This window comes from Nocardia macrotermitis (assembly GCF_009604405.1).
Lineage (GTDB): Bacteria > Actinomycetota > Actinomycetes > Mycobacteriales > Mycobacteriaceae > Nocardia > Nocardia macrotermitis.
Window position 1 is genome coordinate 135837 of sequence record NZ_WEGK01000015.1, and the last position, 12692, is coordinate 148528.

11 protein-coding genes and 1 pseudogene are annotated in these 12692 nt (G+C 69.1%); 6 read left to right on the plus strand and 6 right to left on the minus strand.

The annotated features are described in order from the left end of the window. The first annotated feature begins 99 nt into the window (after nt 1–99). From NRB20_RS29415 to NRB20_RS29425, 3 genes are all read left to right on the plus strand, one after another. Entirely contained in the window at nt 100–909 is an 810-nt protein-coding gene (locus tag NRB20_RS29415) for an SAM-dependent methyltransferase (protein WP_319945548.1), read from the plus strand. 31 nt (nt 910–940) lie between these two features. Continuing rightward, a complete protein-coding gene (locus tag NRB20_RS29420) occupies nt 941–2245 on the plus strand; it encodes a sensor domain-containing diguanylate cyclase (RefSeq protein ID WP_319945549.1) in 1305 nt (434 codons plus the stop codon). Nucleotides 2246–2328: 83 nt separating this feature from the next. Further along, entirely contained in the window at nt 2329–2973 is a 645-nt protein-coding gene (locus NRB20_RS29425; RefSeq protein WP_153414660.1) for a trimeric intracellular cation channel family protein, read from the plus strand. 3 nt (nt 2974–2976) lie between these two features. Here the strand turns inward: NRB20_RS29425 and NRB20_RS29430 are convergent, their stop codons facing one another. Both NRB20_RS29430 and NRB20_RS29435 read right to left on the minus strand, forming a co-directional pair. After that, a complete protein-coding gene (locus NRB20_RS29430; RefSeq protein WP_153414661.1) occupies nt 2977–4581 on the minus strand; it encodes an ABC transporter substrate-binding protein in 1605 nt (534 codons plus the stop codon). Nucleotides 4582–4634: 53 nt separating this feature from the next. Next, a complete protein-coding gene (locus tag NRB20_RS29435) occupies nt 4635–5621 on the minus strand; it encodes a transporter substrate-binding domain-containing protein (protein WP_153414662.1) in 987 nt (328 codons plus the stop codon). A 274-nt stretch (nt 5622–5895) separates the two neighbouring features. Here NRB20_RS29435 and NRB20_RS29440 point away from each other — a divergent pair, with 274 nt between their 5' ends. Next, on the plus strand, nt 5896–6489 hold the full coding sequence (locus tag NRB20_RS29440) for a TetR/AcrR family transcriptional regulator (protein WP_227833982.1): 594 nt from the start codon (nt 5896–5898) through the stop codon (nt 6487–6489). On the opposite strand, the gene NRB20_RS29445 is transcribed toward NRB20_RS29440, so the two are convergent. Further along, nucleotides 6459–7307, minus strand: a complete 849-nt coding sequence (locus tag NRB20_RS29445) for a hypothetical protein (protein ID WP_153414663.1) — start codon at nt 7305–7307, stop codon at nt 6459–6461. The two genes, NRB20_RS29440 and NRB20_RS29445, sit on opposite strands and share 31 nt — an antisense overlap. Nucleotides 7308–7519: 212 nt before the next feature. Between NRB20_RS29445 and NRB20_RS29450 the strand changes: the two genes are divergently transcribed. Next, nucleotides 7520–8053 carry a hypothetical protein gene (locus tag NRB20_RS29450; protein ID WP_153414664.1) on the plus strand — a complete coding sequence of 178 codons (534 nt, stop codon included), beginning with the start codon at nt 7520–7522 and terminating at the stop codon, nt 8051–8053. A gap of 167 nt (nt 8054–8220) precedes the next feature. On the opposite strand, the gene NRB20_RS29455 is transcribed toward NRB20_RS29450, so the two are convergent. After that, a complete protein-coding gene (locus NRB20_RS29455) occupies nt 8221–9753 on the minus strand; it encodes an FAD-binding protein (protein ID WP_319945550.1) in 1533 nt (510 codons plus the stop codon). Between the two features lie 124 nt (nt 9754–9877). Next, a pseudogene (locus tag NRB20_RS29460) lies at nt 9878–10054 on the minus strand (CTP synthase); the annotation flags it as partial. A gap of 324 nt (nt 10055–10378) precedes the next feature. Here NRB20_RS29460 and NRB20_RS29465 point away from each other — a divergent pair. Further along, a complete protein-coding gene (locus NRB20_RS29465) occupies nt 10379–11701 on the plus strand; it encodes a hypothetical protein (protein WP_153414666.1) in 1323 nt (440 codons plus the stop codon). 45 nt (nt 11702–11746) lie between these two features. On the opposite strand, the gene xdhC is transcribed toward NRB20_RS29465, so the two are convergent. Further along, on the minus strand, nt 11747–12619 hold the full coding sequence (gene xdhC, locus NRB20_RS29470) for a xanthine dehydrogenase accessory protein XdhC (protein ID WP_153414667.1): 873 nt from the start codon (nt 12617–12619) through the stop codon (nt 11747–11749). Nucleotides 12620–12692: the final 73 nt, after the last annotated feature.

Sequence of the window (12692 nt, forward strand, 5' to 3'; positions counted from 1 at the left end):
ACGACACGGTTAGCATGCACATGCACGCGTCCGGGGTGATCGCGTGCCGGACGATCCGCCGTGTGAGTACGCGGATCGCGAAGACGTGAGGGGTTGCGAGTGGACAGGCCGACATGGGCGCCCGACGGTGTCGACATGACGAAGGCGAGCCCGGCGCGCATGTACGACGCGCTGCTGGGCGGCTCACACAATTTCGAGATCGATCGCAAGGCCGCCGAGATGGCGAAACAGCTGGTACCAGACCTGCCGCGGCTGGCGCTGAGCAATCGCGCCTTCCTGCGCCGGGCGGTCCGCTATCTGTCCGAGGCCGGTATCCACCAGTTCCTCGACGTCGGCTCGGGCATTCCGACCGCGGGCAACGTGCACGAGGTGGCCCAGCAGATCGATCCGCGCAATCGCGTGCTGTACATCGATATCGATCCGGTCGCGGTCGCGCATTCGCGCACCATCCTGATCGGCAACGACCACGCCGACGCGCTCGAGGCCGACCTGCGCAAGCCGGCGGATCTGCTGGCCCGCGCGGCCGAGAGCGGACTGATCGACTTCGACCAGCCGGTCGCGATACTGCTGATCGCGGTCCTGCATCTGGTGCAGGACCACGAGGGCCCGCGCGAGTTGGTCGGCGAACTGCGCGCGGCGGTGCCGACCGGTAGCCACGTGGCGATCTCGCATCTGAGTTCGGCCCAGCGTCCCGCCGCCGCGGCCCGGCTCGGCGACCTGTCGGCGAACCAGTCCCACACCGGTATCCGATTCCGTGACCGCGCGAGCATCACCGCCATGTTCGACGGTTGGGAGCCGGTCGAACCCGGCGTGGTCGAACTACCGCTGTGGCGTCCGGAGTCCGATCGGGACCTGCACGAGACGCCGGGGCGCTCGCTCGGACTGGCCGGGGTGGGCCGTAAGGTCTGATCGGGGGGCGATTTCGGACAGGGGTGCTCAGGTGGGTGCGCACGAGCTCGCGGTGCGATGGGCGGACGCGCTCGACGGCGTCGTCGCCCCCACCCTGACTCGAACCCAGATCGAGGCCCTGCTCGCCGGACTCTGCGAACAACTGCTGGCCGCGTTGCGCGGGGAGCGCGGCCCGGATTCCGCGCGGATCGCCGCCTCGGCGCTGGTCGCGGCCAACTATCGGGACGAATCCGCGGTCAGCCGGACGGTGTCGGTGATCTGCCGGGACATGGTCCGGGCGGTCGTCGAGACGCCGCGGGACGGGGTGCGGCCCGATCCGGAACCGGTGCGGGAACGCGCGATCGATGTGGCCGCGGAATTCTCCGCCGGATTCACCGCGGCCCTGCGCGCGGCGGCCCTGGCCGAACAGGAGACGACCCTCGGCGCGGCGCTGTCGGCGGTGCGGGAGGCGCAGGCGCAGCGGCAGCTGTCCGAGGCGCGGTTCTCGGCCATCTTCGCGGGCGCGTCGGTCGGCATCGGCACCATCGACGTGAGCACCGGACGGGTCGTGGACGTCAATGCCGCGATGGCCGAGATGTTCGGCAGGCCGGCCGCGGACATCACCGCGCTGCGGGTCGCCGACGTGCTCGGCCCGACCAATCTCGGGCCCGCCTACGGGCAGTTCCAGCAGCTGCTCGAGGGCGGGATCGACCGTTTCCGGTTGGAGACCGGATACACCCATCCGGGCGGGCATCACACCGCGATCGACCTGTCCATGTCGGCGGTCCGCGAGGAGAACGGGCAGATCCGTTTCCTGATCGGCGTCGCGGTGGACATCACCGAACGCAAGGCGCTGTCGGATCGGCTCTGGTACGACGCGCATCACGACCATCTGACCGGCCTGGCCAATCGCACGCTGTTCTTCGACCGGCTCGCCGACACGCAGCCGCCGATCGGCCTGTGCTATCTGGATCTGGACGGCTTCAAGGAGATCAACGATCTGTACGGGCACACCGTCGGCGACCGCGTGTTGCAGGTGGTGGCCGATCGGTTGCGGGAGGTCGTCGAACCCGACGGGATCGCGGCGCGCCTGGGCGGTGACGAATTCATCGTGCTGCTGCGCGACTGCCGGGACGAGAGCACGCTGAACGTCCTGTCCCGCCGGCTGCTGGCGGCCCTGTCCGACCCGATAGTCGTTGCGGGACATACCATCTCGGCGGGCGCGTCGATCGGTACCGCACTGGTCGGCGAACCACCGCACGATATCGACGATCTCATGCACACCGTCGATACGGCCATGTACCGCAACAAGTCCGCGCGCTCGCGTCCGGGCCTGCACACCCACCGCAAGCGCTGACGCTCTCCCCGACAGGCCACCGGATCCGGCCTACTATTCTGCGATAGCCCGGAGTTGACCGGTGACCGAACCGAGGGGATTCGATGATCGCGCTGAACACCACGGCCGAGAATGTGCAGCGGGCCGCGGACCTGCTCGGCGTCTTCGCCTTCGGGGTGTCCGGCGCGCTGCTGGCGGTGCGCAAGAACTACGACATGGTCGGCATCGCGGTGCTGGCGTGCGCGACGGCGTTCGGCGGCGGCGTGGTGCGCGACGTGGTGATCGGGGCGGTGCCGCCGGTCGCGCTGACCGATCCGTGGTATCTGGGCCTGCCGATCCTGGCCGCGGCGATCATCTTCCTGTGGCGGCCGCCGCGACGTCTGGTCGCCACCCCGCTGGATCTCGCCGACGCGATCGGCCTGGGCGTGTTCAGCGTGACCGGTACGGTCACCGCCTATCAGCACGGGCTGGCCACGGTCCCCTCGGCGCTGCTGGGCGTGCTCACCGCGGTCGGCGGCGGACTCATCCGCGATGTGCTGGCCGGTGTGCAGCCCAGCGTGCTGCGGCCGGATCAGGAGATCTACGCGCTACCGGCGCTGCTCGGCGCGAGTGCGGCCGCCGCGCTGCTGCGTTTCGGGGCGCTCACCGCCTGGACGGGCGCGGCGGCGTCGGCGGGTGCGGTCGTGCTGCGGGTGCTGGCGCTGCGCTACCACTGGCACGCGCCGCGGGCCCGGGGACGACGCGGCTGACGCTCACCGGTGCAGCCAGGTGTCGAAGAACTGCAACCGCGCCGACGCCTCGAATTTCAGATCCGACACCACGGCCGAGACCCCGATCGTCTGGGACAACTCGATGGTCGGTATCCACAGTCCGTTGTCCAGGATCAGCTGTTGCGCGCGGCCGACGAGCGCGGATCGCGCGGCGGTGTCGGTCGTCTGCAACTCGCCCGAGAGCACCTGGTCCAGGTCCGGAATCGGTTGGCGCACATTGTAGTTCTGGCCGTCCAAGCCGAATGCGGTGCGCAGGATGTCGCCGTCGGCGCGGGTGCTGTTGTAGTAGACCGCGTCGTAATCCTTGCGGCTCTGGCGCGCGGTGTATTCCGCGTCGGCGGCGGGCTCGAGGCGCAGATCCACCCCGACGGTGCGCAGCTGCTGCTGTACCAGTTCGAGGATGGCCTGATTTCCGGCGAAGGCGTGGCTGAACAGCACGCCGAAGGACAGTCGCACGCCGTCCTTGACCCGGATGCCGTCACCGCCCGGCACCCAGCCCGCCTTGTCCAGCAACGATTTCGCGGTATCGGGGGCATAGCCGAGACGTTTCGAAAGATCCACGTACCCAGGGGTTTTCGAGGCCAGCACACTGGTCGCGGTCTTGAACTGCGGGCCCAGCACGGTATCGACCAGTTCCTTGCGGTTGATCGCGGGCAGCAGTGCGGCGCGCACCGCGGCGTCGCGCAGCGGACCGCGCGTCAGATTCGGCTGGATACCGAAGGTCACACCGGGATTCGGCGTGATCTGCAACCGCCCGCCGGACGCCTCGATCTGCGCGGCGTCCTGCGGCAGCGCGTCGCTGACCACGTCGAGTTGTCCCGAGGACAGACTGCCGGTGCGCACCCCGGACTCCGGGATGACGGTGAACTCGATCCGGTCCAGATACGCCGCGCCCTGATGACCGAAAACCTTTGAACCCCAGGTGTATCCGGCACGCTTGGCCAGCGTCGCGGACGCGCCCTGCCGGTAGTCGGCGTAGGTGAACGGCCCGCTGCCGATGTCGTTGCCCAGGCAGCGGCGGTCGGCGGGTTCGGCGGTCGTAGCATCGGCCAGAATGCCCAGCTGCGGTGTGGATGTCGCCTGCAGGAACTGGGCGTTGGGGCGGTCGAACCGCACCCGGGCGGTGAGCGGATCGAGCACGTCGGTTCCGGCGTATCCGGCCAGATAGCTCGCCGCCAGGATCGCCTTGGCCCCGGTCAGGGTGTGCACGATGGCGTCGAAGTTCTTCTGCACGGAGGTCGCGGTCAGGGCGGTGCCGTCGCTGAAGGTGACGCCGGGCCGCAGCTGGAAGGTGAACGTGGTGGCGTCCGGGCTCACCTGCCAACTCCGCGCCAGCCACGGGGTGATCGCGCCGGTCGCCGGATCCTGATCGGTCAGCGAATCCACGATTTGCCTTGTGACATACAGGGTTTGGTTGGTCGCGGACTGCGCCGGATCCGAGCAGGTCGGCGCGAGCGAGAGGCCGTAGCGCAGGGTTCCGCCCGGACGCGGCGGACCGGCGTCGACACTGGTGGGCGTGCCGGAGCCGCAGGCCGCGAGCGTGAGCACGGCGGTGAGCGCACCGAGGGAGGCGAGCAGACGTGTCATCGTGGATCTCCGAAACGAGTGCGGTGGGTGGGTCGTCGAACCGCCGGGCCTGCTCACGCGGCCTTCTTCGGCAGTCCGGGCGGATTGATCCGGCTCTCCCGCACCGCTTCGGCGCCCAGACCCCAGCGGTCCAGCACCTTGCGGTACAGCCCCTGCGCCATCGCGTACCGCCACGCCTCGTGCACCGGGCCGATCAGGCCGTTGTCCTTCTTGGTGAGCACCGCGATCTCGGCCTGCAAGGCGTCGCCCGCGCCGGAGAAGGTGGCGACGATCTTCGCCTTGCCGCTGGTCGCGACGTGATACGCCAGCGCGGGATTCGGGCCCAGGAAACCGTCGAGACGGTGTGAGGCCAGCGCCAGGTAGTAGTCCGCGGTCTTCTGGTAGTAGGCGATATCGATCTTCGGCAGGCCCTCGGCCACGTTCTGCCGATCCCACTGCACCAGCAGCTGTTCCTGATTGGTGCCGCTGCCGACGCCGATCCGCTTGCCCGACAACGATTTACGGTCCTTGTAGGTCCAGTTCGCATCGTCGGCGACCTCGAGTGCGAGGTTGTCCTTGCGATAGGTGGCGAAGTCGTACTTCTCCTTGCGTTCCTCGGTCACGGTGACGTTGGAGATGAACGCGTCCACCGCGCCGGAATCGATGGCGACGAAGTTCTGCGCCCAATCCGCCGCTCGCACATCGAGTTTCAGCCCGAGGATATCCGCGATCAGCGCGGCGAAGTCGACCTCCGAGCCGATCACGGTGCGGTCGTCGGTGGCGTAGAAGCGCAGTGGCGCACCGGTTTCCGCGGCTCCGGTGACGATCAGCGTGCCGCGTTCACGAATCGCGGCGGGCACCCGCGCGGCGATCGAATCCACCTTGCCGGTGTGGATCCGGCCCGCCTGCTGCGGCGAGAGATCGTAGGTCTGCCCGTTCACCGAGCGGACCTCGTTGTCGCCGCCGTCACCACCGCCGCACGCACCGGCGACCACCGCCACCGCGCCGAGCACCGCGCCCACGAGCACGCTGCGCCGCCGGAATTCTGCCTGGACCCTCATCGAATCGCCTTGTCCTCCATCGAACCCGGCGACCGCGCGGCCCGCGCGTGCCGGATCGCCCGGCCACTCCCGCCGGGCAGCACAGACGCTAGGCCGAACCCGTTGGCGCGTCTGCACTCTCGATCGGCGTGAATCGAATGGTGTTTCCTGCGCGGTGGGTGTGCAATCGCTCCGGATCGGCTGTGTAGTCGCCCGAACGCCCACCCGAGAAGTCGATCAGGGAATTTCTCCCCATATCATGGAGTCCTGCATTGTGCACCGCACGGGAGGACCCATGGACGCGACGACGCGGCCGATGCGCGCCGACGCGCGCCGCAACTACGAGCGCATCCTGGAATGCGCTCGCCAGATGTTCGCCGAAGTGGGCACCGAGGCACCGCTGGACGAGATCGCCCGCCGCACCGGTGTCGGTCCCGGCACGCTGTACCGGCACTTCCCGAACCGCGCGGCCCTCATCGAGGCCGTCTACCGCTCGAGCATCGAGGCGCTGAGCCGACGTGCCGAGGAGTTGCTCGAATCGGATCTGCCGCCGTTGGAGGCGCTGGACCTGTGGGTTCGCGCGCAGGTCGACTTCGTGATGAACCGGCGCGGCCTCGCGGTCACCCTCAAGGCCGCCCTGGACCGCGACTCGGACACCTTCATGCTCTGCTCCACGATCGCGACCGACGCCGCCGCCTCGGTGCTGCGGCCCGCGCAGGCGGCCGGGCTGGTCCGCCCCGAACTCGAACCGAAGGATCTGATCCGCCTCGGGCACGGCATCGGCGCGGCCTGCGAACAGACGCCCGAGGCCGCCGAACGCCTGCTCACAGTCGTCCTCGCGGGTCTGCGCACCGCGCCTCAGTTCGCCGAGCCGAGCGCGAGTTCGTAGTCGCGGCAGCGGGCCGACAGCGCCAGGCCCGCGGTGGCCAGCGCGGTGCGGATGCGCTGGTCGTCGTGTTCGAAAACGCGCAGTACCAGCGCTTGCGGCACCTGATCGTGCAGTTCGGTGATGACCGCGCCGACCAGCGCGGCCAGCCCGCCGGGATCCACGTCCCGATAGCTGATGCCCGACCCCGCGTCGATGTACGCCGCACTGCCGACGACCGAGGTGGCCACACTCGCCACCGGATCCGCCGAATCCGGCGTCAGCAGGGCGACCACCAGCGACTGACCGGGTGGTTCGGTGGATTCGGTGAGGGCGTGCAGCACGCAGTCGACCGGTTCACCGAAGGTCAGGGCCATCGGGGCCCGCCAGGTGCGCGGTTCGGCGGTCCACACCCGGGCGTATTCGCCGACCGCGACCGCGCCCAGTACGGTGGCCGCGCGGCCCTCGGGGCCGATATCGGTTCCGCGCCACCGCAATACCCGATAGCCCAGGGCTCGCGCCTGTCCGGCCAGCCCGGCGGTGAGCGCCTCGACCACGGTCTCCTCGGCATCGGTGGCCGGTTCGAAGTCATTGTGCCCCAGCCTGATTCGACGGGCGTAGCGAGAGGTGTACACCGGTTCGGTGCGTGCCCGCGCGTCCGCGTCGCCGGTCAGGGCGGCCCAGCCGACCAGTTCGCCGTCGCGTCGGGCGGCCAGGATGCCCAGGCGGCCGGGCGCGGGACCGAGATCCTCGGCGACGGCGAGCCCGGCCGCGCCGGCCAGTTCGTTCGCCAGGCGCAGACCGGTCCCCGGATGCCGATCCCATTCGAGCGCCAAGTCCATATCCGCACAGTAGCCACGAAATTTGCTGTTCGATTACCAGACACGGTTCGGACTCTCGGTGAGCTCATTTCCCGGCGCGTCGAACGCTCCATCACGATCCAGACTCGTGCGCTACTTCACCGGCCCGAAGTGGTGCTACCGTAAGCGAACCCAAGGTTGCCGACAGGTAACAGGGAATGCAGTTCAGTCGGGCTTCAGCAAGGAGAATTGCGATGACAAGCTCACTGCGACTCGGCCGCACCCGTACCGTCGCCGCCTTCGCCGCGGCCGCGTGTCTCGGCGGGACAGCCTTCGCGAACGCGGTACCCCTCACCGTCGATCCACATCCCAGCGCGGCCGCCAACCTGGTGGCCAACGCGAATTTCCGCAGCGGGCTCAACGGCTGGGGCACGCACGTCTACCACGCGAACGTCGGCGGAAACGGCGCGACCGTGCACGACAACGGGTACATCGGCCAGGACGTCCCGGTGACCAACGGCGCGCGATACACCTACTCGGTGCGCGCCGGCGCCAATCCGGGCGGGTCGGTGCTGGCCCTGGCCCTGGATTCGCGGACCGGGGTGGCGTACGTCAGCCGCACGGTGACCGCGGCGACGAACGTCAGCCAGACGTTCACCGCGGTCGGGCCGACGGTGTACATCGCCTGCCAGGCCGGCGGTGGCGCGGGCGGCTGGTGCAACGACTTCAGCCTCGTCGCGGCACCCGGACCGTCCAGCGGGTCGGCCGGGACCGGGTCGGCGGGCTGACACCGGCACCGGCCCGCGCCGACACAGCTGCGAGTCGGCGTAGGCCCAAACCGGCATAGGCCCAAACCGACGCACGCCCGAACCAGCACGACTCCGGATCGACGCAGGCCCGGTCCGACGCAGGCCCGGCCGAATCCAAGTCGGATGGCCGACCGGGCCGATCGGCTCTACCGCGCGAGCAGATCCAGGGCGGCCAGGTGACTGAACAGCACCGATGCCCCGATCGGGTTGCCGCCGCCGGGATATACCGTGCCGCTCACCGCGGCCATGGTGTTACCGGCGGCGTATAACCCGGGAATCGGTTCGCCGGACGCGGTGAGCACCCGCGCCGCGACGTCCGTGCGGAGACCGCCCTTGGTGCCCAGATCCGAAATGCCGAAGGCGGCAGCGTGATACGGGCCCGCGCCGAGCGGCACCAGCGGTGATCGGCCCTCGGAGAACGCCCGGTCGTACGCCTCGTCGCCGCGCCCGAAATCCTCGTCGTGGCCGCGTTCGGCGAGTTCGTTGAACCGCTCGACCGTCGCGACCAGCGCCTGCCCGGGCACTCCGATCAGCGCGGCGAGCTGCTCGATCGTCTGGGCGGTGTGCCACAGGCCCGCCGCCTCGTACTTCTCCGGTTCGACCATCGGCACATTGGTCGCCTGCACCGGCGGGACCACCCCGGTCGTATCGTCGTAGATCATCCAGTACGGCAATGTCGTTGCGCCACTGCGCATCTGGTCGATGATCTCGCGGCCGACCCGATCGTAGGGCGCGGATTCATCGACGAACCGCACCCCGTCCTGATTGACGAACAGACCACCGGTGAACCACAGCGCGAACGCCGCGCGCCCGTCCGGATGGATCATGCCCGGCGACCACCATGCCTGATCCATCAGATCGGTATCGGCCCCGATCGTGATCGCGGCCTGATGCGCCCGGCCGACATTGCCCCACGGGCCCATGGTGTCCCGGGCCGTGCCGGGCACGCCGTAGCGCTCGCGCAATTCCTCGTTACCCTCGAAACCACCTGCGGCCAGGATGATTCCGCGACGCGCGCGGATCGCGGTGCGCACGCCCTCGCGCTCGACGACGGCCCCGGTGACCGTGCCGTCCTCGACGATCAACTCGTCCAGCGCGGTGTTCAGGCGCAGCGAGGCGTTCGGATACTTCGACAGCCCCAGCAGGAAACGGCCGATCAGCGCCCGGCCGCCGATGAGGGTGCGGGGTCGTTCCGCGCCGAGCCGGTCGGTGGCCAGCGGGCCGCGCACCGAATCGCTCAGCGCGCCGAGCCGATCCGCCCGCAGCGGCGTCGGCACGATGTGCCGCTTACCGTCCAACCGTGCCTTCGGCGCCTTGCCGAAGTAGTCCGGCCACGGAAACACCTCGAAGGAGAAGCTGTCGTCCTGCTCGAGGTATTCGATCACCGCACCGCCGCGACACACATAGGTCTCCTGCAATTCGGCCGGTGTGCGGTCGCCGACCACCGCGCGGAAATAGGTGAGCGCGTCGTCGAGAGTGTCGTCCACCCCCGCCCGCCGCAACACCGGATTACACGGAAACCACAGTCCCCCGCCACCGGAATACGCTGTGGTACCACCGAATTCGCCGGTCGCCTCCACCACCGCGACCGTCAGCCCCTCCCGTGCGGCGGTATACGCCCCGCACAGCCCACCCCCCGAACCCGCGACCAGCACATCGACTTCTTCGTCCCAGTTCACACCGCACCACTTCCGCCGCAGAGCATTTCCTGACGACGGTAACCACCCCCGAACCCCCGCGAACCCACCCGTCCCGATCATCGGACTACGCACCGGCCGGCGCGCAATGGAACACTCGCGCGATCAGATGCGCCTGCGCGCCCGCGGGGGTCTCGCACTCGTCGGACTGCACCCAGCGGATGTTCACCTTCGCCTTGCGCGCGAACCCGCCCGCGCGCAGCGCCTCGGTGACCGGCAGGTAGGCGTCGGGCAGATCGACGTACTTGCCGACCAGCGCGACGGTCACCTGCTCGCGCGGGTTGCGCGCGTACCGGATCGCGCCGACCTTGTCACGCCCCACATGGTCACCAGCCGGACTGCATTCGGCCGACCTCGACCGAGTCCAACGGTGGTCGCACGCCTCCCAGGAATCACCGGACGCTATCCCCCAAGCAATCAGTAGTCCGATGGCGGTCGCAAGCCTCCCAGGAATCACCAGGCACTATCCCCCGAGCAATCAGTAATCCGGCGGTGGGTCCACAGTCTCCGGTTCCCGGCCGAACGACCGGATACCTCCGAATGCAGCGATTCATCGGCTATCAGCGTTTCTTCCGTTCGGTCGGGGTGGGGCGGGTAGTTTGGGCGGGTGCGATATGCGCACGGGACCGTGGAGTCGATCACCGCATTCCTGGCGACGATTGTCGCCGGGTTGTCGTTGACGTTGCCGATCGATTTCCGCTGGGGCGCCGATTCGGGGCCGTTGCAGTTGAATTCGCTGGCCGACAGTCAACCCCGGGCAATTGCGGCGGGGGCGATCGTCGCGGTGATCGTCTCGACCTTCGCCGCGACCGCGTTGAACGAACTGGTGGCCTGGTGCACGGCATTGTTCGGGGGCGTGGTGCTGTTCGTGAACCACGTTCTCGGGCAGTCCGCGGGGCCGGAATCCTCGCTGACCACGCTGAATTTCATCGACGCGCTCGCGGGCGGGGTGCTGCTGGGCGGGCTCGGGGCGGCGGTGCTGCATCGGCGGATATCGGCGTTCGGGTGGACGGTCGGCGCGATCGGCAGCATCGTGATCGCCGAGGCGCTGCCGACCCCGTTCCGCACCGGAGCGGCCGATCATCACGTCCGGGCGAACTGGGTGCCGGGTAATTCGCCGCCGACCTGGATGATCGGCCTGGTGCTGGCGCTGATCGCGATCAGCGCCTATCTGAACCGGCATCAACCGCCCGCGAACCGGCTGTCGGTGGAACTGCCGATGGCGCCGATCGTGACCGGCGTCATCCTGATCACCTCGCGGCTGTTCATCGCGGGGTGGATTGCGCGACATGCGCACAGCGTGCTGTCCATCGCGATCGGGGCGGTGATCACGGTGCTCGTCGCCGGTGTCGCGGCGCTGCTGCTACCGGGCCGCGACGGGCTGTTCGTGCTGCTCGCCGCGGCCCTGACCGCATCCGGGAACGCCATGGTGCCCGCCGACATCCCGCAGTGGTCGGTGCCGATCCTGATCCTGCTGTGCGCGGTCGCGGTGGTGGTCGGGGTGCGCTGTTCCTCGCTGCCGCTGGCCCTGACCGCGGCCGCGGCGCTGGCCCTGGGCGCGGTCCTGCTGACCCACGTGCACAACACCGTCACCGATGCGATCGCCGAGGTGGCGGTGGTGCTGGTCGCGGGCTACTGCCTGGGCACCTCGCCGCCCCGGCACAGTGCGAGCCGGGTGCTGGCGATCGTCATCCTGCTGGTCCCCTCGCTCATTCTCGCGCTGCGCGCCCGCCTCGCCTTCGGCGTCTGCGATCCGTCGGGCATCGGGCGCACGATCGTCTGCGATTTCGACGAACGTTCCTCGGCGGCACCCGGTTGGACGGCGTTCGCGATGATCGTCGGGTATTCGATATTCGTCTACGTGATCAGCCGCAGACCGTTGGTTCCGGATGCGGTCCCGGCTACCCCGCGCAGTGCGCCCTCGGCGTGATCGACTGCACAACAACGTATCTCGGCATTATCGATCCCGGCTCGCTCACTCCGACGATCTCGTGTTCGAGACGGGCAGTCGCTGGTCCGCGAGCATTCGGGATGCTGCGGCGGCGCGGTCGCGTTCGAAGGTGAGCAGCAGGTCGGCGGCGACGCTGACCGCGATGGTGGCCGGTTCCTTGCCGGTGATCTCGGGCAGGCCGATGGGGGTACGGATGCGGGCGATGACTTCGGGAGTGTGACCGCCCTCGGATTGCAGACGGCGACGGAAGCGGGCCCATTTGGCCGACGAGCCGATCAGGCCGATGGAACCGAAATCGCCGCCGCGCAGGGCCGCGTCGCACAGCGCGGCGTCCTCGGCGTGGTCGTGGGTCATGATCAGCAGATGGGTGCCGGGCGGCAGGTCGCCCAGCACCTGTTCGGGCAGCAGCGGCACCCGATGCAGGTGGATCCGGGCCGGTGCGTCACGCAGCACCGACAGCCGTCCCGCGTCGAGCATCTCGGGCCGCGTATCGATCAGATGCAGGTCGAGATCCTGCCGAACGAGGATGCGCGCCAACTCCAAACCCACATGCCCGACCCCGAAGATCGCGACCGCGGGCACCACCGGCAGCGGCTCCAACAGCAGCACCACGGTTCCCCCGCAACACTGCACGCCGTGCCGATCGATCACCTTGTCGTTCAACGCGAAATCCATCAACTCCGGCCGCGAATCCCCCGACCGGATCAACTCACGGGCCCGCTCCACCGCCACCGCCTCCACCTTCCCCCCACCGACAGAACCCCACGTCTCCCCCAGCCCCACAACAAGTTTCGCCCCGGCACAACGCGGCGCATGCCCCCGCACCGCGGCCACCGTCACCAACACCCCCGGCTCCCGCCGAGCCCGCAACCGCGCCACCGCCGCCACCCAGGTCATCGCACACCACCCGAAATAATTGCGCCACTGACTGTTTCGACATCAACCCGACAGACCAGCGTCCTACATCCCC